Consider the following 26229-nt stretch of genomic DNA (forward strand, 5'->3'; position numbering starts at 1 on the left):
CTTGTTTAGACGCTAGTGTCTGCCTTGACCACAATTCGCCCGCCTTCTACTTTGGATACTATAATCGGCATATCTGTAGCAATAAACTCGCCGTTCGTTACAACATCGACTCGCTCATCAGCGATCAGCACCGTTCCGGCTGGACGAAGTGGAGTCAGACTGACACCTCTTTGACCTAATAGCATTTCCCGGTTCACAACTGAAGAAAAACCTTGTTCAGCCGTTAAACTTTCTTTAAGTATAAAACGGTTCCATATCCCTCGGTCCTTGAATACAACCGCGATGATCGCCACCACGGCAACCGCAGCTGCAAAGGCAATGCCCAAAGATATAAACGCATGCTGCATGTTGTATGCTGCACGAACAACTCCGGCGACAAGGCTGACGGAACCCAGAATGCCCAAAATACCAAAACTCGGGATGAACATTTCAAGTATAAGCAGAGCCAGACCGATAATAAACAACAACCACGTCTCCGAACCTGCAAAACCAGCGATATAATTGCCGAAAAAATACAAACCAAATCCGAGTATGCCCAAAATTCCCGGTACACCAAAACCGGGTACGATCAACTCAATAACAATACCTGCGATACCGATAAATAAAAGCAACGTCTGTACAATTGGGTTGGTCAATATCTCGGCTGCTTTTTCAGCCCATGTTCGCTCCACATGAATGACATCATCCGTGCTGTAACCCATCCACTGAATAACCTCTTGTTCGGAAGACGCGATGTGATCCGCATAACCCAACTTCAGCGCTTCCTCACTGGTTAAAGAAATGATCTGACCATTTTCCTTGTTAAAGTTCATCTCAGGAATAGATATGGTCGTTTTAGAGTCAACCATACCTCTGGCAATATCCGGATTACGTCCGCCAGCTTCTGCGGCAGATGCCATGCTACTCTTCCACCAGGCTATCGTTTTTGGATCTGTGATAGCCTGCCCCCCGCCGTCTACTAACGCTGCTGCTCCGATAATACTCCCCGGTTTCATAACAATCTTGTTTGCGCTCAACGCAATATAGCTACCCGCTGAGGCCGCTTCGCCCCTTATATAGGCTACGGTCGGAATTGGACTGTCTTTAATCAGTTTGCCCAGCTTCTCCGCTGTATCTACCCGTCCACCGGGAGTGTTAATATCCAGTAAAATCAGACCTGCTTTGGAATCTGCTGCTTCTGCAAATCCACGTTCCATAAATTTGCCCAGGCCATGCTCAATTTCCTGATCGACTGGTATAACAAACACAGCTCCACCTTTAGTTTGGGCCGCCGCTGATTCGGAATGAACTAAGGGCAACAGCAAAACGGATACCATAATCCACAACGTTAAAAGGATCCATTTGCGACTGGAGTGGTGATGTTCTCTATGCATTTCTCTCCCCCTTTCGATCTCTCTATGTTACAGCATACCAAACTTTGTTAGACAAACTATACAGTTTTCAGGATTTAATGTGAAATTATTGGGTATATTGCTAATCCTGACGGCTGCCAAATACTTTACGCACCCAATGAACATCACGTTTCACATAATTAACAATAGCGCTTACATATAAGAATCTTCTCATCATTACATTCTATGGTAGGCAACACATATATAGAAATAACACCCTCTGTAAACAGAGGGTGTTGTGTTTTCCTGTTTGTCGCAGGTTTATTGCAGAAATTGCTGAACCGCTTGGTTCACGAGCTTACCGTCAGCGCGGCCTTTTACCTTAGGCATCAAGGCCGTCATTACTTTCCCCATCTCGGCTTTCGAAGAAGCACCGGTTTCCTGGATGGTCTGCTGTACAATAACTTTAATTTCTTCCTCAGAAAGTTGTTCGGGAAGGTACTGAGCGATGATCTCTATTTCTGCTTTAGTGCTTGTCGCAAGTTCATCACGACCGGCTTTTTCAAATTCATGGAGGGCATCTTTTCGCTGTTTGATCTCACGACTCAGAATATCAAGCACTTCGTTGTCGTCCAAATCCCGTTTCAAATCTATTTCAAGATTTTTAATCGTAGAACGAACCATTCGAATGGTGGAGAGTTTGAACTTGTCCTTACTCTTCATTGCTTGCTTCATATCTTCGTTCAATCGTTCGCTCAAATTCATGATTGCTTAGATCCTCCTAGAACTTTCTCTTACGAGCAGCCTCGGACTTTTTCTTGCGCTTTACGCTTGGCTTTTCATAATGCTTGCGTTTCTTCACCTCAGCCAATACGCCATCCTTAGCAATGGAACGTTTAAAGCGACGAAGTGCAGCATCAATTGTCTCGTTTTTGCGAACTTTAGTTTCAGACACCAGTTTTCCCTCCCTCCGACCAGACCGTCCAAGAGCAATAACACGGTTCATCAAATTTTATTATAGGTGAAACGGAAACCAGGTGTCAACCTATAAGAAAAAATGAATACATAAAGGGCCACTTTTCTCCATTCACATCCGTATTACTGAAAAGACAAGCTCTGTCATTTTTTAAGAATGTGAGTCCGAAATACCTGTCAGGGCACCCAATTTGGCGCCGCCCAGTAAGTGATAATGCAGATGCCCCACCGCTTGTCCACTATCCGGGCCACAGTTGTTAATCAACCGATAACCAGACTCGGCGATTCCTAACTTTTTTGCAACCTCAACCGCAACACGATGAATCTCCGCGATAAGAGGAAGATCCTCCTCCGTCACAGCGTTCATTGAAGGAATATATTTTTTGGGAATAATGAGCACGTGTACTGGCGCCGCAGGCTGGATGTCATGAAATGCGAGCACATTGTCGGTTTCCAACACCTTCTTGCTGGGGATGGTTCCATCCACAATTTTCAAAAACAGATCGTCCATTCAAAACCCTCCTTTGGCAGTGAGCCGATCCTAAGCAAATAGACACAACCCCCCCTTGCTCTCGGCATTCAAAGTTATGTATTTCCCACACTGAATAGAAACATATACAGCCATGTTTGGTTATACTTATGTTTCTATATGTATCATAACGGAAAAAGGGTCTTAATACCAGTTTCCCTTACTAACTTCCTCTACAATGGCTTTCACCCCTCCATCAATTTGATCCAGCTGCGCGCGCGAAATACTTATGCGCAAAAACTTCTCTTGTTCCCTATAGCCTGATAAATAAAAACCTTTGCCAGCTACAACCTGGATGTTCCTCGCAGAAAGACACTGTACCAAGCGTTCCAAATTCACTGTCCGAGGCAGTTTAAACTGCATATAAACTCCTGAGGTTACAGCTGAAGTCTGAACGTATCCGGCCTGATTGTATCGTTCCACGGCCTTGTTCAGAGTACGAATGCGCTCCGAATACAGTTTACATATCGTGTGCTTGTGGCGTTCATACATTCCATTTTTAATATAAATATCAAGCGCCGCCTGAGACAACATAGATGTGTCGACATATCTTTTATAAGCGTTAAACGTCTTTAATAGGACTTCTGGCAATACCGCAACTCCTAATCGCAAGCCTGGGAAAATGATTTTCGAGAAGCTTTTCAAATAAATAACATGGTCCGAATGGTCGTATGCATAAATGGGATCAAAAAGATGATCGGCCCCCAAATCTGCCATATAGTCATCTTCTACGATGTACACATCATATTTGGCGGCTAAGGCAGCTATCGCTTTTCGCTCCTCTGTGTTATATGAGATCCCTAATGGATTATGATATCTTGACATGGTATAAAAAAACTTGATGCTCTCGTTCTTAAATTGATTCTCCAATTCGTGAAAATCCATACCTTTCGCTGTCCGGACGATGGTACTGACGGGTATGTTCTCTTCCTCCAGAAATCGCAAATAAATATCGTAACTTGGCTGCTCGACCAAAACCTTTTCTTTGCCATTGGGAAACGGCATTTTAGCGAGTATCTCCAATGCCTGCTGAACACCCGAAGTAACGATAATCCGATCCATTTTTGCAAACACCTGAGTATTAGCCAAATGGGAAACCAACGTATGACGCAGTGTTTCCAGTCCTTGCGAATCGCCATAAGTGAATAGATGATATTTGTAGGTATCAATAGCCTGATTCAAACAATGTTGGAAATCCAGATAAGGGAATACATTTAAATCCGGGGAGGCCGAAGCAAAATCAACGGAGTCTTGCATATGACTATGGTGTAAATCGCCCGAATTTTCCACTACATAGTATCCACTTTGCGGTATGGAATAGATGGCGTGTTTCTTTTCAAGTTCAGAATATGCCCGCAGAATCGTGCTTTTGCTGCATCTATATAATTCTGAAGCCTCACGGACCGACGGTAGCTTGTAACCTGATTTATATTGTCCCTCGCGAATTTTAAGCTCTATATCCAATAAAATTGATACATATTTTTTCACAATATCCACCCACCTGCTCTTTACATACTCATTAAATGCTCATTTCATTACATGCTTATTCCGTCTTATGTTTCTTTCACGCTAGATGTTACCATGGTTTATGGATAAACAGGATACCTTATTTCATTGAACTGTACTGATACAGTTTCAATTATTGGATCATATTTGGGATGGTTTACGTGAAAAAGAGGCTGTTTCTTCATAAAGGAAGAAACAGCCTTGCATGGTGATGATGTATGGATGCGCCTTAAAGTCACTTGTACTGTACAAGAGCTGTAGGCGGGAGAGAGCAGAGAATTCACTATATCTGGCGACTAAGAAATTAGGATTAGTAATAAGGCAGCAAGCTGATCGCTGTCAACGCTGCAAGTGGCAGAATCAAACGATTAAAGCGACGGCGTCCGTAGGGGAACCCATATGCATAAGCAGGTACTGGATACGGGTACGGATACGGATACGGAGGATAAGATGCATAGCCACCATAAGCACGGGAACCGCAGCCACAATTGTTAGGCGGATACGGGAGATTAACATTGACATTCTCCATCTCGTCTCCACCCATAGGAACGGCTAAGTATATCTTTTCATCATCCACATGCTCTACAATGCCATCATACATTGTCCCGTCCTTCACCCATACGCATACATAACGATGCATATGCTTTTGACATAGTGTTTTAGCATCCGTCTGTTCCGGTGCTGTAACTTTTTCGGTTGTCATGCTTTTTTCCATGGTTGTTTCCTCCTAGGCTCTGCATGTATACCGTATGTTATTCAAAAACGGGCCATTTGCTACATCAAATTGGGCGAATTCCGGCTTGCAAAAAAAAGAAGCACCCCGGGAGCTCTTGGCAGAGCCCCTCTGAACGGACGTATGATGGGAAGATTTCTTCCGCAGCATACGTCCGCCGGGGTGCTGTATGATTAACTTGTCGGCTTGGCTGTATTATAACAATAGTTTGAAACTGTATCTGTGACCTGTATCACATTACTTCAAAAAGTTTCCATAACCACACGTGATCCGCCTCCAGCCTGCTCTGCTGGAAGAACAACCAACTTGCGCGGAAGACGGGCCCGTAGTTCAGGCACATGACTAATCACACCAACAGACAATTGATCGTGGTGCAGCTTTTCCAGTGAGGTGATCACCGTGTCAAGCAGCTCAGGGTCCAACGTTCCAAAGCCTTCATCCAGAAAGAAAAATTGCAGAGGGTACTGGCCCCGCAATTGAATTTGAGCCGACAGCGCAAGCGCAAGCGACAAGGAGGTCAGGAACGTTTCGCCACCGGACAAGGTCGATACCGGACGTTTGACCCCACCGTTGGCATCGTCACTAATGACAAAACCACCGCTGGAATCTACCTCTAGCGCGTATCGCTGCTTGGTCAGAAAACGCAGGCGGCGTGAAGCCGATTGACTGACCTGCATGAGCTGCTCCTCAGCAATATATTCAACAAAGGCATTGCCGCGAAAAACAGTCTGGAGCTTGGACATTTTTTCCGCTTCACTACGCAAATGTACACGATTGGACTCCAGCTCCATCCAGCGGACGTGCCGACGCTGCAAGTCCTCTAAATCACGCTCAGCCTTGGCGCGATTTTGAAGCGCCTCTTCATCGCGTGCACGGCAATCACGTAGCTGTGCAGTGGCCGCTTCCCACTGTTCCTCTGTTACCGTTGCTCCATTCAGCTGCTCTTCGACATGCTTTAAGCGGGAAGACATCTCCTTTTCCCGTTCTCGATGTAAACTCACTTCACGCTCATAGCGTGCGGCTTCTTCCGGTCCCAGGCAGCATTCCATAACCTCTGCTTCCGTAGCAAAAGAGGAGGCTTCCAGACGACTGCCCCAACGGGACTCTGCCATCTGACGTCTTTCTTCTGCCGAGTCGGAGGCCTGCCGGGCAATCAGTGAAGCATGAACGGCTTGCTGCTTGCGTTCTTCCGCTTCAGTACGTTGTCGTGCCGCGACTTCGGCTCCGTTTTTCAGCCCCAACAGTCGCGAGGTCGCTTCTTCCAGCAATGAAGCCGCTTGGCCATCTCCAACCCACTTTCGGAGCTGGGCCAGCTTTTCGCGAAGCGAATCATCTTTGCTTTGGAGCCCTGTACGACGGGCAATAATGATTTTGTCTTCCTCGATGATACTCTGCTGTATCTGTTGAACACGCGCCGCCTTTTCTTCGAGGAAGGTCACACTCGTCTCCAGCCGGGACCGCAGCTCTTCCGCGCGCCCATCGCGCTCCTGCATGGCGCGGTAACGCTCCGCGGCTTCGTCCGGAGCGACATCCGTTAGCTGCGCCGCCCATTCGGCGCGCAGCCCCTCGCTGCGCGTGGTGCATGCCTCGCGCTTGCTCTGTGCCTGCGTCAGCGCTACAGCTGCTGCCTCCTGCTCGGCGGCGGCACGGATACGCCGCTGCTGTCCAGCGGCGTCTGCTTCGCGCAGCGCCAGTGCCTCGGCAGGCAGCGCATGCGCACGTGCGGCTAGCTCGGCTGCAGCACGTTCCAGCGCCGCGCAGCGCTCCGCCCATGCTGCGGCACCACGCGGCTCTGCTGGCGCTGCCGCAGGCGTGAAAGGCTCGCCCGTGGCGGCAGCGCCACTGTTTGCGGTGGCGGGCTGCGCCAGCAAGCTGCGTTGCTCGTGCAACTGCTGGCGCAGTGTGAGGCGCAGCTCCTGCAAACCAAGCCGCAGGCGGTGCATCTCATCTGGCGCAGCGGCATCCGCGCTATGCGCCGCGACGACGGCAGGCGCGGGGTGATGCAGCGAGCCGCACACTGCGCACGGCTCGCCTTCGCGCAACTCGGCAGCGAGATGCTGAGCGAGACGCCCCAGCTCCTCGGCACGGAGCTCGTGACGCAGCTGTTCTTCCTCGGCAGCCAGTGACGACATATCGGCGGTGATTTCTGCCTCCAACGTCAGCAATGCCTCAATGCCATCAGCTGCCTGTGCAGCAAGGGCAGAACGCCGTGCCTCCGTCTCCTGTGTCTCCTGGTCCGTCAGCTTTAGACGTTCGTCAGCTTGCGCAAGCCGTTTCTCCTGAGTCACGTACTCCAGTTCAGCTTCACGCAATTGCTCATTCGCGATTTCCAGCTGTTGCAACCGTTGCACAGCCTCTTGCAGCATACGCCGCTCATCTGCTCGCACTTCATTTTGCTTTAGCTCTTGTTGAAGCTCTTGCTGTCGCTTCAAGCCTCGCGTCTGTAGCTCTTGTTCCTTTGCGAGTCCTTCTGCATGTTCAGCAAGGATTTGTTCGCTATGCCCAAGCTCGGCCGCCAGACGGTCCCGTTCGGTCCGCAACGCTTCCGTATCACGCTCCAGTTGAAGCGCCTGTTCTAGTTGGTCGATCCGAAGCAATAGCTTTGGTTCTTCGGCACTGAGTGCTTGCCGGGCCTGCTCATCTGCTTGCGCAGAGACAAGCGCAGCCTTCTGCGCGGTAGCGGCCAGGACTGCCACTTCTTCGGCAGTCTTATGCCGTTTTTCCGCTTCAGCAATGGCTTCCTTCCAATCCGTCAGTGCAGGCAGCAATGCCTCGGCTGAAGTTGCTTGTCGAAGCTTACGCTCCAGTAAAGCAATGCCCGGCTCCTGTGCTGCCAACTGCTCCAGCTCGTTCAATCTTTGGCTGAGCTCGATGACCAGCTCACGGGTTTTGTTTAGCGCCTCCGATTCACGTGAGACACGCTCTAGCTCGCGACGCGAAGCTTCTGCATTGGCAATCGCCTCTTTGAGACGCAACTCTACATGTTCAAGTGCTTCAGCACTCGCATCCCCCAGCCCTTGCTGCTCCGCCTCTAATGCTTTCAGTGCGATATCGTTATCTTTCACACGACGGCTTAGCTTCTGTGCAAGTTGATCTCCGTACTTCTCCAGATGGAACAAACGCTGTAGCATCTGTCTGCGTTCACTGCCCTTTAAGGACAAGAATTCCGCAAACTTTCCCTGCGGCAATACGACAGCTCGTGTAAAATCGTCCATTTTCAGGCCGATATACTCCTCCACACAGCGCGTCACATCCTGCACCTTATCGGCAAGCACTTCCTCGCCATCCTCTGTTAACGCAATAAAACGGCTAAGCGTATTATTAACCGATACGCCTCCAGCACGTTTGAAACGTCGTTCTACACGGTAACGACGAGGTCCTTGAGCTGACATTAATTCAAACGTAAATGCAACAGACAACGTATCCTCGGCATGATTCATAATGCCTTGTGTACCATTCACTGCCCGCTCCACTTTACCGTACATAGCCAACGTAATGGCATCCAGCAGCGTTGATTTTCCACTACCCGTTGGGCCAAAAATTCCGAACAACCCAGTTTCGGTCAAATCGTCAAAGCGAATTTCCTGCGACTCCCGGTAGCTTTGCAACCCCGCCAGTTTTAGAAGGATTGGTTTCATGCGTCCTCCTCCTCAGCGTGATCTCTTGCATCATCCTGTTCCACCAGCTCCAGAAACAACTGCACTAATCCGTCATCTGGCTGTGCTCCGCCTGTCTGCCGCTGATAGAATGCCCGGAACAGCTCATGCACTGGCAGTTCTGATCGTTGGTGCTCCAGCTGTGCGGCAGCCATTTCTGGATACATGGGGCGAATATGAATGATACCTTCACGGCTTTTGCGCAGCCGCTGAATATCTCCCATCGACATTGCTTCATCCAGCGTAATTTCCAGATCAATAAAGGCATCGGCATCTAGTCCTTCGTCCAGCCAGCGATATACTTCCTCCAGACCTCCCCGTGCGCGCCACCTCACTAATGGGCGTCCACTGGTAATATACAGTTCCTCGACCTGAGCAGGCTTGCCAGCAACCACGTCAATTAACGTAACCGATTTGGCTTGTCCGGCTTCGGAAAAGCTATAAGCCAGCGGCGAGCCACTGTAACGCATCAGCCCGTCTCCTTTCACATATTGGGGACGATGCAAATGTCCTAGAGCCGTATACTGTGCCCCAATGCTCAAAGCAGACGGATCTACGGTATACGCCCCCCCGACCTGAATCGGGCGTTCCGAGTCCGACTCCAGCCCGCCGAGCACATAAATATGGCTCATTGACAAATTGACGGTGTCAGGCCGAAATGCTGTACCCAGCTGTGACATCAGCAAGCCCACACGGCGACTGTATGCCTCGCGCAAGACTGTTTCATCTCCGTCTTCAGACAATAGCTCGTTCAGACGAGACTCGGAGGGATATGGCAAGGCTGCAATGCATGCCAGTTCACCCGTTCGCGGTGTACGAACGCGTACCGCTTCCCCATGGGGCAGTCCCAGCAATGTAATTCCGCGCCCGCTCACCAGTGGTGTGACCGAGGATACCCTTTCCGGCTGATCATGATTGCCCGCAATGACGACTAGTGGTCTTCCTCCAGCCGTAAGACGGGCAGACGTTTCATAAAACAATTGCTCGGCTGCGGCTGAAGGATTGACTGAGTCGTATACGTCTCCAGCCATCATAATCAAATCGGCCTGCTGATCGTCAGCCATTTTCGCTAGTTCTTCCAAAAACGCCTCCTGCTCCTTCAAACGGCTGCGTCCTTCCAACGTGCGACCCAAATGCCAATCACCTGTATGCAAAATCCGCATGTTATTCCTCCTCTCCCTAGCTATATAACTACAGCTGTACACTCTCTCCAGCTTCTAAAAAATACAGCCACTTCTCAGCAACCTTTTTGCCTGTAATTTCTTCGATCACACGGGCATACAGCTCCAATTGAAAACGATATTGGTCTGTTAAATGGGACAGTGTACGATACTCAGATATCCGATCTGTTTTATAATCCACCAGCACGAGTCCTTCGGGAGTTTCAAATAGACAGTCAATAATGCCGTTCATCAGCACTTTATCTCCGTCCTGTCCACCTTCCGAATCTGTTTCTTGTCCTGGTGACATCGATGGTAAGCTGTGGTTCCAGTAATCGTTTGCCCGCATGGTATAAGTAAACGGAAGCTCTCTTTGAACATGCGATGCCCCCAACATTCTGCTACCCAGCTCACTAGTGAAAAAGCGTAATATTTTATTCGTATCTAGCGCCTTTGCATGGACATTCAGTAACATACGCTGATTGAGCAAACGAGCCTTTGTTTCCTCAATAACTTCGGCGCTCATCCCCCCATCTAGTGGCAAATGCAGCATCAACGTATGATAGACCGTTCCTCGTTCCGTTGGAGTCAGTCGCTGATTCCCCATAAACTTAGGTCTGCGCAAGTGTAATTGACTGCCCCCAGTGTGAGAATCCTCCCGATCCTCCGGTAACTCTGCTAGTACGGAGGTAGATAGATTCAACCAGTCGTCCGATCCCATCTCCTGCATTTCCAGCCATCTTTTCATCTCAGTAACCGATGTATTGGCTGCCGTCTTGCCGGCCCGCTCATACGGATAGGTCCAGGAAAGAGCAGCTTCAATGTCTGTTTCACTCTTTTCGTTCAAGTCGATTAGCTCCGCATTTCTCAGTGCTTCTGTCTTCTTTTGGCGCTCTTCGCCCGACACCTCTTCCTCATGATCTGAGTTCACACGAGAGCCGGAAAATGTTTCCGAGGCCACAATTTTAAATAACCAGTCTGTTCCCGGCATATGTTCCAATTTGTGATAGTACCCATCTTGATCACCTGCCGCTTCCCTCAACAAAGTAGCAGAAGGATGCCGAATCAAAGCGGGACCTACCCAGTCCAGATAGCTGCGGCCTGCCGCCAGCATATAGTCTGGTAAGACCGTTTCCGTATGCTCTTTGGCACGTGCCCAACCCGCTGCGCGTGAAGCTAGATCCTTCACGGTTCCGGTCATAATCAGCTTTTCACGCGGCCGTGTAAGCGCCACATATAACACCCGCATTTCCTCAGCCAATAGCTCCAGCTGTGAGCGTCGGCGGATCGCTAAATTGGGCAGCGTAGGGTAGCTGACACGATTTTGTTCCTCCACATATTTAGGACCAAACCCCAACTCCTTGTGCATAAGAAACGGCGCATTGAGATCCTGTTGATTGAACATTTTTGCCGTCCCGGCTATAAACACGATAGGGAATTCAAGTCCTTTACTTTTATGAATGGTCATAATGCGGACAGCTTGATCGGGTTCGGTCCCCCCGCTAATGGATCCTAAATCACCGCCTCGCTCCCGTAGACGGGAAATGAAGGTCAGAAATCGGAACAATCCTCGGTTGGACGTTGAAGTCTCATACTGTCTCGCTCGGTCATATAGCGCCCGCAAATTGCTTTGACGCTGTGAGCCGCCAGGCAGTCCACCGACCCAATCCAGATACCCTGTTTCCTCCAGCACATTCCAAATCAATGCACTTAAGCTACCTTGTCGGGCTTCCTGCCGCCAGGCTTCCAAATTATGCAAAAATGAACGTAGTCGGGCAGACAACGTATTCCCGTTATTTCTATTACCAAAGTCAGATGAAGATAAAGAGTCCTCAGGGAAAAGATCCAACTCCATGATGTCAGCAGTGGTCCCTTTTTCGCTCTCCTTCAGTGGGTCCGCCTCTGCCGCCGCCAGCAATGCGCCATAAAACAATCCATCCGGCTTTTCCAACCGAATTTGTGCCAGTTCATCTTCGGTCAAGCCGACAATCGGCGAACGAAGCACGGATGCAAGCGGGATGTCCTGCTGTGGATTATCAATAATGTGCAGCAGAGACAACATTACCTCAACTTCCGTTGCTTTAAAAAAGCCTGTCGTCTGCTCCCCGGAGGCCGGAATGCCCTCAAGCCGCAGTTCCTCTACAATTAGGGGGGCCCACACGCTTGCCGAACGAAGCAAAATGACGATATCGCCGTAGATTGCCGGGCGCATCGCTTTTAATCCTCTGTCGTAAATCAACAGTGGTTGTCCGGTATCTCCGGTCAGTTCTTTAATCCGTTGCGCAATCGCACGAGCCTCTAACTGTGCCGTTTCCAGTTCCACAAGCTCAGCCAGCTCACTTTCCTGAAAAACAGATTCGTCCTCCGTTTCGGACAGCTCCGAAGCCTCGGAAAGACCATGGCCACCCTTATCTACTAACAGCAGCTCAGGTGCGTATACAGATGCGGTGTCTTGATCCGACGGGTCGGGATAGGATGCGCCGTGTACCAGCCACGCTCGTTCATCGTACTCAATTTCCGCCACATCCACACTCATAATCTGGCGGAACACCAAATTGACCGCATCGACAACTTCCTCCCGACTGCGGAAATTACGCGCCAAATCAATTAAAAATCCATCTTCCTGCTCCTGCATGCCGTACCGTTGATACTTATTCAAAAACAGACCCGGCTCCGCCAGCCGAAACCGATAAATACTCTGTTTCACGTCGCCCACCATAAAACGGTTACCTGGTTCCTCCCGTGATACCAGCCTAACGATATCTTCCTGTACGGTATTCGTATCCTGATACTCATCTAACAGCACCTCGTCGAATTGCGCCTTGTATTCGAGCGCAGCGTCGGAAGGTAGTAGCTTGTACGGAGTAGAATCGGGATGTCGTAATATTTTCAGACAATAATGTTCCAAATCCCCGAAATCCACCAACCCTTTTGACTGCTTGTGCTGTTGAAAACGTTCCCCGAATACAATCACGGTTTCTACCAATTCGTCCATCAACGGAGCTGCGGCGTGTAGCTCCTCCCAATAGGCTTCTGCTCTCCTGCCAAACAGGGAAGCCTTCATATCTGTAATCATTTTTTTGGCTGCTTCGCGCAGCGTCTTAACCCGTTCCTGCAATGCAGGCTCAGTCTGATCTTTTTTGACCGGCTTGAGCTTACCGAAGGCAGCTGCCTGAAAATGATCATATAGAGATGCCCACGGCTGTGTCTCCAATTCCTGCAGCAATCCCTTCACCATCGCCGTATCCTCTTGCAGCGTCACTGTATAAGGTGCAGGACCGCCGGGCTGCATAGCAGTTTCATGCGCCTGTTCCAGCAAGCTCGCTGCTCCGCGCAATGAAAGTGCAGCATCCGCCAAAATGCTGCGAACCCAAGGCGTCTCTCCGAGAGCCGCTACATCCTGCACACGAAATGCAGCTGCTGTCTCCCGCAGCCAATGCTCCGGCCAAGGATGACTTTGAGAAAAATCATACAATCGCTGAACAAGCACATACATCGCATCATCGGTGCGTTCTCCACTAAACCAGTCGACTAGTCTGCGGAATGTACTGCCTTCATCATGAGCCTCATATTTCTCCTCAAACAGTTCTTCTAGAAGCTCCTGGCGCAGCAATTCTGTCTCATGCTCATTCATAATCCGAAAACCAGGATCAAGGGGAATGGCCTGATAATGCCTGCGGATGACCTCCATACAAAATGAGTGAAGCGTCGTAATCGAGGCCCGATTCAGCAACGATAGCTGACGGCGTACATGTTCACTTTCCGGTTCCTGCTCCAATACACGTTCCAACGCTTCGCGTATCCGTTGACGCATTTCGGCGGCGGCTGCCTTCGTAAAGGTCGCTACCAGTAACCGATCCACACTGAAGCCAAGCTGGGGATCGACAATTTTACGAATAATACGCTCTACAAGCACCGCTGTTTTACCAGACCCTGCCGCTGCCGCAACCAGCATGTTGTTACCAGATTCCGAAATGGCACGCCACTGGTCATCGCTCCACATACTGCCTTCCGGCTTCGGTAAACCTTTAATGTTTGACATGCCTATCATTGGTCCATTCCTCCTTTCCCTTCCTGTGTATGACCCAGCAGATTCCAGATCTGATCCTTACCGGGTTTACCCCATTGATTGTAGCCACTGCCCTCCAGACTGTCGTCAAATTGACAAACAGGCTTAAAAGAGCAGAAGGTACATGCCGTCTCTTGCTGGATACGATACGGTTCAATGGCCACATCGCCCTCTGTCATCCGTGTACCAATCGTCCGAATATTATTACGCACCGAAGCTAGCAGGCTGTCCCACTGTTCCGGCGAAGCAACCGAGGCACTGCTATAAAAACTACCGTCTGCTTTCACCGCAACAGGTAAAATAGAAGAATATCCCTTGTCCAATGATGTATCCATCTGCCCAACTACATCCCGATCCGCGAGCAACAATCCCTTCATCTTGAAGCGTTTCAAAAGCTCCTGACGGGCCTGTTCTTCGCTAAGACCGTTAGGCGACTGTAACATCGGATTGTGGACGTGAAAATACAGCGTACCCGCCGGATAAGCAGTCTCGCCCAACCATTCCTCCGCCGCATTCAGCAGCACATCCAGGTACGTGAGCATTTGCAAGGACAAGCCATAGTACACTTCATGCAGCTTGAGATCCTTTTGGCTGGACTTGTAATCGATGACACGCAAAAGTAAACCTTTTTCTCCCTCTGCCACATCTACACGGTCGATCCGTCCGACAATTTCCATCACAACACCGTTATCTAACCGGAAGCTTAACGGAGGAAGCTGCTGACCCGGCCCAAAGTCCAACTCCAGCCCAATCGGCTCAAAACTACCTCTTCGCGCATGTTCACCTAAAATCAACGAAGCACGGCTCACGATATCTTTCAATTTGCGCAAAATGTACCCATACCGCTTGGAGCTCATTAGAATCTCGCCTTGCAGACGAGGAGCCAAACGCTCCACTGTACTTTCCGCCTCTTGGCGGCATTCCTCCGTGCTGAGACTGCCCCAGCTGACATTGCGATTACGCAGATTGATCGCCATCTCTCCAAGCGCTGCATGGAATAATTGTCCGATATCCGGGGCCTTCAGGCGATACATTTGACGTTCCTTCAAACGAAGACCATGAGAGGCAAAGTGCGAAAATGGACATGCCACAAAACGTTCCATACGAGATACGCTGGTACGCAGCTTGCTGCCGTACAGACGACGGCTCGTTTCCTTCTGCATTTCGGCATGGTTCTCGTAAAAAAGTGAGGTCAACAGCTGACGCAGCTTGTCCTTCTCACGCCCTTGCTGGCTGGCATACCAGTTATATACCTCCCACCAAGGAGATAAAATGTCACCGCCACGTCGCCATTGTCGTAATTGCGCAATAAGCTGCGGCAAAGCCTCGGACGGATGAGAAGCATACTCCCATTGCGTCGTCCAAGCATCCCCAGGCAAAGGGTATCCAGCCAGTGGGCGTTCGTCCAGACTAGGAAACAATTGCCGCACATGTCGTACTAACTCAGACGGCAACAATGACTTGCCTTCTTCATCAGTCACGGCATAGCTCATCCACAGGCTTCTACCGGCTGAAGTAAGGGCCGTATAAGCGAGAAAACGTTCGTCCAGCAGACGTCTTGTCATATCCGGCGCCAGCTCTACGCCTCGTTCGTTTAATGCCGTACGCTCCTGCTCATTCAGCACACCGTCCTCATGGAACACAGCCGGCATCACACCTTCGTTCATACCTAGCACAAAAGCATGTTGAATACCGGTCACACGTGTACGATCCGTGTTTCCGACTAGAACCTGATCCAGAGCTGGCGGAACAAGTCCCATACGGAATTCAGCCAATCCCGTTTCCAGCACACCCGCAAACAAAGAGGTATCCAGCCTCTCGTCACCCATCATTTCGACGATTTGATCCAGTAGTTCAAGCACTGCATCCCATACCTGACGATGCTCCTTGGCCTGCTCAGGATTTCCTGCTTCCTCTGCCTGATGAATGAAGGCGTCCAGCTTGTGGCCAATTTCTGCATCCTCCAGTAACAGATATACCGCTTCACACTTCTCAAGTGCAGTTCGTGCCTTGCCCACACGTTTCTCAAACGCACGTAAAGGCGTCACGATTACATCCCGACACAGCTCCATCAAATCCAACGTTTCATCCCGCCTACGGTTCCGTTCCTGCTCCTCTAGCTCCAGTGACAAGCTGGGCACAGCCTGCCACGGGCGACCGTCTGTCCAACGGCTACCTTGTATTCCGCAGGCCAGTACATAGTTTTCCAGACGATCCATCTCCTCGCGGCTCACCCGACCATCCAGCGGCAGGAGAAGATCTGTTTTGACCGCACGGAATACATCCTCATATCGCCAGCGTCGCTGCACGATATCCAGTGAAGCCCGAATCAATTCCACTAAGGGATGATGCAATACACTTCTCCGCTGATCCAGAAATACTGGAACCTCATATTGTTTGAATATCGGTTCCACCCATGACTCATAATCTTCAATATGACGCACAAACAGGGCCATCTCCCGATAACGCGCGCCCTCATCTCGGGCTAAACGACGCATTTCGCGTACAGCACCTTCCAACTCAGCGCGGCGATTCGCCGCAGCATACAGTTTTATGCCTTCCGGCTGTTCTTCTGTCCACTGCTCTCGTAGCTGCTGCAGCCGCATCCGTTGTTCCTGATTCCGTAACCCTGTACGATATTCAAAGTTAGCCTCCAAATACGCCAACGCCGGACGCTCCTTAAATCTCGGCGGCGGATCAGGGCGAAGTAATTGTGTCTGCGTCTCTATCATCAGCTCGTCTGCCATTCCTTTGAGCTTTACATACGTAGCGGCCGAAGGATGAAACAAATCCAGCTCATGCGGAAGCTGTCCGCTCTCGTAGCTGCGGTTGCAAGTCAGCGCCACTGTCAACGAAGAGGCATGCAGCATAAGTTGCTCCACCACTTTATATTCATGTGGTGTAAACCTACGGTAGCCATCCATCCAAATGTCTGCTCCACGCACAAGGGAAGACTCTGCAATCTGTTCTGCCAGCATGCGCAGCGTATCTTCACCGTCAATATATTTAAGCGTCAGCTCTCGTTCAAAATCCTCGTAGATTAGACTGATATCTTTGAGCTTGCCGCGCAAAATCGGAGTTGACTCTCCAGCAGCGTTCATTCGCTCCAGTTGCTCGGGTACAGACCGAGTATCATTTCCATACTGCTTTAGCTCCGTGAACAATGTATTCAACCGATCCACAAAGCCGAGCTGGTCTCCCGAATCCTTAAACAAACTCAGTTCATCCTTGCGACGACGAATAATTTTATATAAAAGCATCTTCTTGCCTTCTTCCGTTACAGGCACCAGCGCTGAACCCCCGGTTTCCTGCATAACTAAATAGGCAAGACGGTGAAATCCCATCACTTGGGCGCGCACCGACCCCTGAATACCGTTTCCGGCTTCTGTAAGTAACGCATGCTCAGAAGCAAATGACGATTGCTCCGGTACAAGTAACAGCATAGGCTTACCTAGCGGCTCCTCGCGTAACAAAGACGTCATTTCATTGCGGATTAACGTACTTTTACCACTCCCAGAGCGGCCAATCAACAAACGGACCGACATGATGCGGCCTCCTTTCCAACGAACAACATTCTATTAAACAGTATAGCATATCAGGCAAGAGAGAAAAGAACGTACGTTTGCCATGTTGTAGCAATTCTTTCTCCCTCTAAAAAATAAATCAGTCCCGCAGATTGGCTTGGTGCACGCCTTCTCTACAGGACTGATTTATACCTAAAACGAGTTTTATTTTACCTATTTAATCACCAAAAGGGCGATTGACTTTGACTTTGTATGAAACTACAACTGTGTCCGGCTGCGCACCTCAAAGATGGCGAATTTCAAGTAATGGCCTTCCTCCACACCCAAAATTTGAGGATGGTCCTTACCAGCTGCTCTCCAGTCTACCAGACGAAGGATTTTGCCGGCATCTGCCGCTGCTTCCTTAATGGTGTCCAAAAACAACTCCGGCCGCATGTGGAACGAGCAACTCGCTGTCACCAGATAGCCGCCCTCATTAACGAGCTTCATCCCGTGCAGGTTGATATCTTTATATCCACGTGTAGCCCCTTTGACAGCGTTCTTCGTTTTGGCAAAGGCTGGCGGATCAAGAATGACCACGTCAAAGGTGCGTCCGCCACCCGCTGTCAGCGGCTTAGACGTATCTCCTTTGCCCCCGGCTCGTGCATTGCGTTCCTCTACACCTTTCACCTGATTGCGCAAATATTGAAAAGCATCGTCGACGACAAACTCGACGCGTTCCTCAAAACCGTTCAGCTTGACATTGTCCCGCGCACTTTCAATCGCATGCTCAGAAATATCAAGACAAGTTACTTTTTTAGCACCATATTTACAGGCATTGAGCGTAAAGCTTCCCGTATGTGAAAAACATTCCAATACGGTTGCGCCGTCCCAGAATGGGAATTCAACAACCTTACCACTTTTATTCACTGGCTTCATGACCGTTGTGGCAGCGTCCCCTGAGTCTGTAGCAACTTCTTGTAGCGTAATTCCACTACGTGCTCCCCAACCTGTCATCAACGGTGCTATGGCCGCACGATTTTCACGCTGGTCAAAGAAATAACCCGTCTTCTGGCCCTCTACGATATCAACCTTGATATGCAGGCCATTTTCCGTCACCACTACATGACGCGGGCAATCACCGTACAAAGGACCCTTCGTTTGTTTCAATCCTTCCAGCTCTCGGATGGATACATCACTGCGCTCATATATACCAACAGGACCCACTACTTCAACGAGCGCATCCCTGATTTCTTCCCTGCGCCGATCCATGCCAAGCGTTAACAGCTGCACAACCAACACATCACCAAAACGGTCTACAATCAGTCCAGGCAAAAAATCAGCCTCGCCGTACACCAACCGATAAGCGTCTCCCCCGGTCACAAAACGTTCGCGGTGCTCCAGACATTTGCGAAAGCGTTGGGCAAAAAAGTTTTGATCCATCGCTTCCAGCGGCTCATAGGACATCACACGCACTGTAATTTGTGAAGCCGGATTATAGTAACCTGTCGCCAAATAACGCCCCTGATGGTTAACAATACTGACCAAATCGCCTGCCTCTGGGTCTCCTTCGATCTTGGCTATTTCGTTTTTAAACACCCAAGGGTGTGCGTGCTCCAGCCTTTTTTTACGGCTGCGTTCTAATATTACTGAAGGCAAAATCCTTCACTCCCATTCTTGGATTACTCAAAGTGTTAAAACGTTGTTCGATAGGGGCGCGGCTCTGCGGATCATTTGATCTTACGATCGCTGTTGCACGGGGATTCTTTGGATTTTATAAATGATTTTAATGGTAAGAATCCCCCTAGGTTTATACTTCCGAAGCAGCTTTCCTTTGGAAAGCTTTCAGGCGAACGCTCTCGCTTCTCCAGATTCAAATGATCCGCTTCGCTACTGCCCGCCTGTATATCGGCGTCACGCTTTTAAAGCTTGTGAAGATACTACAAAAATTATCGTTTTCCTAAAAAGAGCTTAGCCATGCTTGTCATGGCTGTCCTCGACAGATCATAGGCTGTTACATAAGTATTTTCACCTAGAAAAGGGGGCTATGCCCGTGCTTATACATGTTATACTCCCGCTGTGCGGCGGACTGTTTATTTTTTTGGGCGGGATGAAGCTGATGGAAGCAGCCCTCCGGCATTTGGCTGGCCCCTTCCTCACCCGTTGGCTGAACCGCGCCACCGTTTCCCCTTGGCGGGGTATGCTGTTCAGTTCAGGCATTACCGCCCTGTTGCAAAGCAGCACCGCTGTAACGGTGCTGACGATCGGACTGGTCAACGCCGGGCTATTGACCTATGGCCGTACGCTCGGCATCATTCTTGGCACCAATATCGGTACCTGTCTCACCACCGAGCTGATGGGGCTCCAGCTTGGCAAGCTGGCTGTTCCGCTGCTCTGCGGCTCACTGCTCTGCTGGAGCGCCGCCGTACTGTGGGGAGAATCAATCTCCGTTCGCCAGTACGCGTCTGCCGGAGTTTCACCCGGCTCCAATGGGCTTAGCCCTCCGCAGGCTGTACAATATATCAGCCTCGTATTTGCTGGATTTTCGCTGATTCTGGCGGGTATCCGCGTAATGCAAACGGTCGGCCCATGGATTGAGCAGGCCGGACTATTCCGCTGGTTTCTTGATCACGCTGCGGCCAACATGTGGTGGGCCTTCGCTGCGGGTGCCTGCCTGACCGCACTGGTTCACAGTAGCGCAGCCGTTATTGGCATGGCGATCAGCCTTGCCGCTGCGGGTGCCTTGCCAGCCGATGTGGGGATCGCCATCGTCATCGGCTCCAATGTAGGCACCTGCGTAACCGCCCTGATTGCCGCTGTTGGTGGCAGCGTGTCCGGCAAATTTGTAGCCTGGTCCCATGTGCTGCTGAACGTAGGCGGAGCCTTGCTCTTTATGCCGTTGATCCCTGGGCTAGAAATGGCCGCCGCCTGGATATCTACCGAGCCCGGAGCCAAGGTAGCCCATGCCCAAACCCTGTTTAACGTCATTAGCTCTCTGCTGGTCTTGCCTCTGTGCTACCTACCTGTATGGACGCGTTTAGAGGATCGTATATCTCCCCACAGAATCAAACGTTAATTCCTAGCATGGACAGCGCCTTGCTCAAAATGACATCATTATTGTCATATCCGCCCTGGCGCTGGAGAAGCCATGCTTCCTCAGGCTTATGCCATGCAACTCCCTTAATTTCTTCGATTTGTGCCTGTAAATCCCCATCTAGTGCCTCTACAAGATAATAGTGTACTTCTTTATCCACTTCCCCAAATTCCGGATGCTGATACGTATAAGCAATCATATCTACATGCTGGATAATCCGCCCGTTCAACCCTGTTTCCTCGCGAATTTCACGTAAAGCCGTCTGTTCGATTGTTTCTCCCAACTCCATTTTTCCTTTAGCCAAGGATACCTTGCCATATCGGTCAGTAATGAGCTGAATTTCAAGCTGCTCCCCCTGTTTGCGAAACACAACACCGCCTGCGGAAATTTCCTTTTTTGCTGCCATCCTGTAATCTCCCTTCCTTGCGCAACAAGGATTCCGTCCTCTCTGTAAGGAAAGGCGAAATCCTTGTTTGCCATCTCTATTGCCTTTTCAGGCTTTTTTTGTTCTTACAGAGCTGTTTGCAGCCCATTCTCCAGTACGCGAACCAATTGGCCTTCACTTTCATTAATGCCTGCCTTCGTTAGCTTCACGCGGCATACCTTGCCAACCAGATCCTCAGTACCTTCAAACGCCAGTTGAATATAATTGTCACTATATCCATGGAGTATGCCGCTATCTTCGGTCCCTTTCGGCGCAACTTCCGGAATGACCTCCAGCACCTGACCTACAAACTTCTCAACATACGCCAGTTGCATTTGCTCTGACAGTTGTATCAGCTCATGCACTCGTACATTTTTCACGTCTTCGTCCACCTGATCCTCCATACGCGCCGCAGGAGTTCCACTACGCTTGGAGTACGGAAACACATGCATTTCCGAAAAACCGATTTTTTTCATCAGCTCATAGCCATTGCGGAACATTTCATCCGTCTCCCCAGGGAAGCCGACAATTACGTCCGTTGTAATCGCAACATCGGGCATTGCTTTGCGAATCATAAGCATTTTGTTATAAAACTCTTCTGTGGTGTACTTACGACGCATCCGTTTCAATACAGTGTCGTCCCCCGCCTGAAGCGGTATATGAAAATGACGAACCAGCTTGGTGGAACGGTTCAGTACATCAAGCATTTTTTCATCAATCTGGCTGGCTTCAATCGAACTGATGCGGATACGCTCCAGCCCTTCCACCTTCTCCAGATCCCACAGCAGATCAGATAGGTCATAATTATCCATGTCGTCACCATAACCGCCAGTATGGATACCAGTGAGTACTATTTCCTTGTAGCCTGCGTGTACCAGTTGACGCGCCTGTGCAATAATGCTCGCAGCGTCACGACTGCGGGATAGCCCCCGCGACCATGGAATGATGCAGAAGGTACAGAAGTTATTGCACCCATCCTGAATTTTCAAAAAGGCCCGAGTATGATTAGCAAAATCAGGCACATCCATTTCCTCAAATACACGCGTTTTCATAATATTGCGCACGGCGTTCACTGGTTGACGCGTCCCTTGAATTTCCTGCACGAACGGAATGATTTTGTCCCGATCTTGAGTCCCGATAACGAGATCAACGCCAGGAATATCCATAATTTCGGCAGGAGAAGTTTGGGCATAACAGCCCGTCACTGCAACAATGGCATCTGGATTCCGGCGAATCGCGCGGCGAATGATCTGACGACTCTTTTTATCACCGGTATTCGTAACGGTACATGTATTAATAAGATAGACATCCGCGGTCTGCTCATCAAAGTCCACCTGTTCATAACCTTCATTTTTAAACAGCTGCCAGATCGCTTCTGTATCATAAAAGTTTACCTTACAGCCCAATGTGTAAAATGCCACTGACGGCATATTAAACCCCTCCCATTTCTCCTGTCTCATATAAAATGCAAGCCAATGCAGCCATTCCTGCGGTCTCAGCACGCAAAATACGTCTTCCCAGTCCTGTAGACTGGGCCCCAGCCTGCTCGGCCTCCAGGCTTTCCGCTTCAGTAAAGCCGCCTTCCGGGCCTACCACCAGCAGAACACGCGGCATGTCCGTCGACGCCCATTGTCCTACCAATGGCTGGATTACATCCCGTAGCTGCTGACCCTGCTCTTTTTCATAACAATAACATATCAAATCATACCCAGCAAAAGAAGCCAGAAGTTCTTTCCACGTCATTGGCGCACTAATTTCTGGAATCCGGTTACGGTGGCTTTGTTCAGCCGCTTCCTTCACAATCTTGCGCCAACGCTCCAGTCGCTTGCCTTCTTTTTTGGCATCATACTGCACGACCGTACGCTCGGACAAAAACGGTACAAACCCGGTTGCTCCGATTTCTGTACATTTTTGCATCACCGTCTCCATCTTGTCTCCTTTAGGAAGACTCTGAGCGATGGTGACCTGCACATGCGGTTCAGAGGTCATCTTCAGCGGCTCAATAATCGTCGCCGTAACATGATCCTGCTCTATCGTATCCAATGCAGCCAGTGCTTCCCTAGATACCCCGTCACTGACTATAATTTTGTCACCACTACGGCCCCGCATGACTTTAGCGATATGCCGCGCGTCCTCACCCGCAACAATCACGTGATCTTCTAGAAATTGCTCTGCCGGAATAAAATAACGCTGCATTCTCTCTCACACCTATTCCTGGATTTTGCAAAAATCCTCATTCTAAAAATAACTGTTATCCACTAATGTTCCGTACAAAATCCGAATAAATCACCAAGCAACATCATATCATCTTTTGCGCCTGTATGACCAGTCTGTTCACTCTTCTATTCAAGGTATACCTACCATTCTCGTAAAAAAAGGAGCCCTTAGGCTCCGAACAATCCAGTGATATAAAAAGAGAACTGCAAAAACTGTATATAAATCATCTGGGCCAGCGTGTAAAGAGGTTCAATCGTTACAACTCGAACCTGTGGAATGACCAGGATAAGCAGAAAAATAAAGATCGACCACTGTTCAAACTGCTGGAGTTTGCGACGTACAGGAGTGGGGGCCACATCTTCCACAATCCGGTATCCATCCAGTGGAGGCAGTGGGATCAAATTAAAGATAAACAAAAACAGATTTAAATTGATCAAAGCATTGATAAACAAATAGATTGCTTGAGCCACCCGTTGGTTCTCCATCCCCGGCAATACTTGAAAATGAAGGAGCACGGCATAGATTAAAGTAGTAACAAATGCAAGCAGCAGATTGCTGAGCGGACCCGCAGCCGATACAATAATGCCCATGAGGCGCGGACGACTAAAGTTATCACGATTAACCGGAACTGGCTTGGCCCAGCCAAAGCCTCCGATCAGCAGCAGTAGCGTACCCAGCAGGTCAATATGCACTGCCGGATTTAAAGTCACGCGCCCAAGTAGCTTGGCTGTAGGGTCACCAAATTTATTGGCATAAAATGCATGTGCAAACTCATGAACCGTGAACGATATGATCACGGCCAGCAAATAAAATGGAAGAACATTTAAATTTACACGAAAAATATTTTGTAAAAAATCCATACTTACCTCTTTCTCGCCACAAACGCCAGCCAATCTTCATCCCGGCTTATTTCGGCAATCTCAAAGCCAGCTGCCTTCAACGCAGTTTCGACAACTTCTTCTTTGTTCTTCCAAATCCCTGAAGCAATATAAATACCACCTGGTTCCAGGGCTTTATATACATCGTCAATGAACAGCAAAATAATCTCTGCCAATATATTAGCTACCACTAGCTTGACGGGTAACTGGATACCCAGCGTTGGATCGCTTGCATTAAGCACCGATAGCAAATCACTTTCTTTAATGGTAATGCGTTCCTCCAGCCCGTTCAGACGCGTATTTTCCCGCGCACTGGATACTGCCACCGGATCCAGATCCAAGGCAAGTACATGCTTCGCTCCCAGCTTTACAGCTCCAATGGCCAAAATACCGGAACCCGTGCCGACATCAATGACTTCTTCCCCGCCCTTAATCACAGATTCCAGCGTTCTCAGACAAAGGGATGTCGTAGGATGCGTTCCAGTCCCGAAGGCCATACCAGGGTCCAGCTCAATGATTTTTTCCTCTTCACTCGCAGGCTCATAGTCCTCCCAAGTAGGTTTAATCGTCAGACGGTCCGACACACGCAAAGGCTTGAAATATTGCTTCCAAGCATTTGCCCAGTCATCCTCATCAACTGTTTTCAGTTCATACTGAACCTCACCAGGGTCAATATCGAAAGTTCTCAATTCTTTGACGCGCGGCTCAATTTGCGAACGAATACTATCCATGTCCACTTCTTCGGCAAAATAGCCTTTGATGATCGCTTGTCCTTCAGGTATGTCGTTCAAAGGTCGATCATACCACTGTCCATAGGACGTATCCCGCGGCTTGTTGAGCGAACCGGATTCTTCAATGGAAACCCCTCCTGCACCTGCTTCGTGCAGAAAATTCGAAATCATTTCGATGGCTTCTTCGGTTGTATGTATTGTAATTTCATTCCACAACATGGTTTTCATTTCCTCCTCATTTCACATGCATACATTACATTGTACTATATACATGCACAGGAGTTCAAAAAAGCTGGTAATCGTCCTTTTCCGATTTCTCCAGCCGGACTTGGAATTGCTACGACATCTGTATTTATTGATCCTGCTATTTCTGGTGCTGTCAACAACCGTGTAGAGTTAAAAGCCTCGATTGGACTACGTTTCGTCGGTGTCGGCAACATTAGAGTACTTGTACGTATATGGAGAGCCGGCAAGGAAATTTATTACGGACTGGAATCCAATGTCTTCGATAACAATATTATTCTTAATGTCGAAACGGTAGACGTTGCGCCTCTGGGCGTGCAAAACTACCAACTAATTATTGAAAATCAAACGCCTGCGACTACTGCTTTCGTCGCCGGTCCTCTTGTTTTTAGTGCAACAGCATACAGCGGATAATGAATAGAAAAAGGAAAGAACACAAATAAAACGGGCTATCCCACAAATCATCCTATTGATGGAGATAACCCGTCTTATTAAATTCTACTCATTGTCGTTTATGATACGCTGCTGACGACGGTCAGCTCCTTCGCTACGCCGGATCGCTTCCAGATCCTCAGCATCTGCCTGATCTGCTGAGAACTCAACATCTTCATTTTTAGCAGATTGCATGCGTTTGATTTTCTCTGTTTTGGTTAGCACTTTATCAAACCGTTTGTTTTTAGACATCGGTCACTGCCCCTTCCAAACTTTTCACAGCATTCCACCCGCTTGTTCCACGATGGACATTGCCTGATGATGAATGGATTCATCCACCACAGCAGTCAACAAAATATCGCGGCCTGTCGGTCCGCCCTGTCCTCCATCACTCATGCCACTGGCGGACGGATCAGCCGCAGCCAGTATTGCTGGAGTTGCATCTGTAAAGTCCACGCCCTGTGTCAATGAGGACAAGCTGCTAATCTGTCCTGAAAATACAGGCAATCCGGCGTTGCCAGTAGACTGCCGCGGATACCGGCTAAATCGGTCTATCGACACATCGGCTGCCCGGAGAGCTTCCAGTTTTCTAGCAGCTCCCTGTGCTTCCTCAGGACTTTTGAAATACGCCAAAATATTTTTTTCGCCCATCTCAAAATCTCCCTGTGTAGTATTGAGCGCAACTGCTCTTCAAGAGCATAGAGCGTTACGCTTTGTTATATCCTGCTCATTGGCACGATTTTATATT

At 49.3% G+C, this 26229-nt stretch carries 20 protein-coding genes; 2 read left to right on the plus strand and 18 right to left on the minus strand.

The annotated features are described in order from the left end of the window. Positions 1-5: 5 nt before the first annotated feature. The 11 genes from NSS94_RS16225 to NSS94_RS16275 form a co-directional block, all read right to left on the minus strand. Positions 6-1373, minus strand: coding sequence for an NfeD family protein (locus tag NSS94_RS16225; RefSeq protein ID WP_029517800.1), 1368 nt, complete (start codon positions 1371-1373; stop codon positions 6-8). A gap of 279 nt (positions 1374-1652) precedes the next feature. Then, entirely contained in the window at positions 1653-2096 is a 444-nt protein-coding gene (locus tag NSS94_RS16230; RefSeq protein ID WP_013311146.1) for a GatB/YqeY domain-containing protein, read from the minus strand. A 16-nt stretch (positions 2097-2112) separates the two neighbouring features. Then, positions 2113-2286, minus strand: a complete 174-nt coding sequence (rpsU, locus tag NSS94_RS16235; protein WP_005547957.1) for a 30S ribosomal protein S21 — start codon at positions 2284-2286, stop codon at positions 2113-2115. 171 nt (positions 2287-2457) lie between these two features. After that, entirely contained in the window at positions 2458-2817 is a 360-nt protein-coding gene (locus NSS94_RS16240) for a histidine triad nucleotide-binding protein (RefSeq protein ID WP_025722131.1), read from the minus strand. Between the two features lie 162 nt (positions 2818-2979). Beyond that, a complete protein-coding gene (locus tag NSS94_RS16245) occupies positions 2980-4323 on the minus strand; it encodes an aminotransferase-like domain-containing protein (protein WP_069010259.1) in 1344 nt (447 codons plus the stop codon). Between the two features lie 328 nt (positions 4324-4651). Then, positions 4652-5056, minus strand: coding sequence for a hypothetical protein (locus NSS94_RS16250; protein ID WP_029517802.1), 405 nt, complete (start codon positions 5054-5056; stop codon positions 4652-4654). A 260-nt stretch (positions 5057-5316) separates the two neighbouring features. After that, positions 5317-8712 carry an SMC family ATPase gene (locus tag NSS94_RS16255; protein WP_341039657.1) on the minus strand — a complete coding sequence of 1132 codons (3396 nt, stop codon included), beginning with the start codon at positions 8710-8712 and terminating at the stop codon, positions 5317-5319. Beyond that, on the minus strand, positions 8709-9893 hold the full coding sequence (locus NSS94_RS16260; protein WP_341039658.1) for an exonuclease SbcCD subunit D: 1185 nt from the start codon (positions 9891-9893) through the stop codon (positions 8709-8711). The genes NSS94_RS16255 and NSS94_RS16260 overlap by 4 nt, the downstream gene beginning before the upstream one ends. Positions 9894-9921: 28 nt before the next feature. Then, positions 9922-13941, minus strand: a complete 4020-nt coding sequence (addA, locus tag NSS94_RS16265) for a helicase-exonuclease AddAB subunit AddA (RefSeq protein WP_341039659.1) — start codon at positions 13939-13941, stop codon at positions 9922-9924. Then, positions 13938-17504 carry a helicase-exonuclease AddAB subunit AddB gene (gene addB, locus NSS94_RS16270; RefSeq protein WP_069010255.1) on the minus strand — a complete coding sequence of 1189 codons (3567 nt, stop codon included), beginning with the start codon at positions 17502-17504 and terminating at the stop codon, positions 13938-13940. Before addB ends, addA begins: the two co-directional genes overlap by 4 nt. A gap of 237 nt (positions 17505-17741) precedes the next feature. After that, positions 17742-19121 (minus strand): class I SAM-dependent rRNA methyltransferase, encoded by a 1380-nt coding sequence (locus NSS94_RS16275; protein ID WP_341039660.1) that lies wholly within the window; start codon positions 19119-19121, stop codon positions 17742-17744. A 394-nt stretch (positions 19122-19515) separates the two neighbouring features. On the opposite strand from NSS94_RS16275, the gene NSS94_RS16280 reads away from it, so the two are divergent. After that, positions 19516-20538, plus strand: a complete 1023-nt coding sequence (locus tag NSS94_RS16280) for a Na/Pi cotransporter family protein (protein ID WP_341039661.1) — start codon at positions 19516-19518, stop codon at positions 20536-20538. On the opposite strand, the gene NSS94_RS16285 is transcribed toward NSS94_RS16280, so the two are convergent. From NSS94_RS16285 to prmA, 5 genes are all read right to left on the minus strand, one after another. Continuing rightward, complete coding sequence (locus NSS94_RS16285) at positions 20528-20962, minus strand: NUDIX hydrolase (RefSeq protein ID WP_029515343.1); 435 nt, start codon at positions 20960-20962, stop codon at positions 20528-20530. The genes NSS94_RS16280 and NSS94_RS16285 overlap by 11 nt on opposite strands. A gap of 104 nt (positions 20963-21066) precedes the next feature. Next, positions 21067-22410 (minus strand): tRNA (N(6)-L-threonylcarbamoyladenosine(37)-C(2))-methylthiotransferase MtaB, encoded by a 1344-nt coding sequence (gene mtaB / locus NSS94_RS16290; RefSeq protein ID WP_341039662.1) that lies wholly within the window; start codon positions 22408-22410, stop codon positions 21067-21069. Position 22411: 1 nt separating this feature from the next. Further along, positions 22412-23176, minus strand: a complete 765-nt coding sequence (locus NSS94_RS16295; protein ID WP_029515345.1) for a 16S rRNA (uracil(1498)-N(3))-methyltransferase — start codon at positions 23174-23176, stop codon at positions 22412-22414. 188 nt (positions 23177-23364) lie between these two features. Continuing rightward, positions 23365-24057 (minus strand): site-2 protease family protein, encoded by a 693-nt coding sequence (locus NSS94_RS16300; protein WP_029515346.1) that lies wholly within the window; start codon positions 24055-24057, stop codon positions 23365-23367. A 2-nt stretch (positions 24058-24059) separates the two neighbouring features. Beyond that, positions 24060-25025, minus strand: a complete 966-nt coding sequence (prmA, locus tag NSS94_RS16305) for a 50S ribosomal protein L11 methyltransferase (RefSeq protein WP_165148997.1) — start codon at positions 25023-25025, stop codon at positions 24060-24062. A gap of 39 nt (positions 25026-25064) precedes the next feature. On the opposite strand from prmA, the gene NSS94_RS16310 reads away from it, so the two are divergent. Next, positions 25065-25463 carry a hypothetical protein gene (locus NSS94_RS16310; protein ID WP_141695525.1) on the plus strand — a complete coding sequence of 133 codons (399 nt, stop codon included), beginning with the start codon at positions 25065-25067 and terminating at the stop codon, positions 25461-25463. A gap of 84 nt (positions 25464-25547) precedes the next feature. Here NSS94_RS16310 and NSS94_RS16315 read toward each other — a convergent pair whose 3' ends face one another. Continuing rightward, positions 25548-25733 carry a YfhD family protein gene (locus tag NSS94_RS16315; RefSeq protein ID WP_029515349.1) on the minus strand — a complete coding sequence of 62 codons (186 nt, stop codon included), beginning with the start codon at positions 25731-25733 and terminating at the stop codon, positions 25548-25550. Between the two features lie 24 nt (positions 25734-25757). After that, on the minus strand, positions 25758-26132 hold the full coding sequence (locus tag NSS94_RS16320) for a hypothetical protein (RefSeq protein WP_069012560.1): 375 nt from the start codon (positions 26130-26132) through the stop codon (positions 25758-25760). Positions 26133-26229 lie beyond the last annotated feature (97 nt).

This window comes from Paenibacillus sp. FSL L8-0644, assembly GCF_038008165.1.
Lineage (GTDB): Bacteria > Bacillota > Bacilli > Paenibacillales > Paenibacillaceae > Paenibacillus > Paenibacillus polymyxa_D.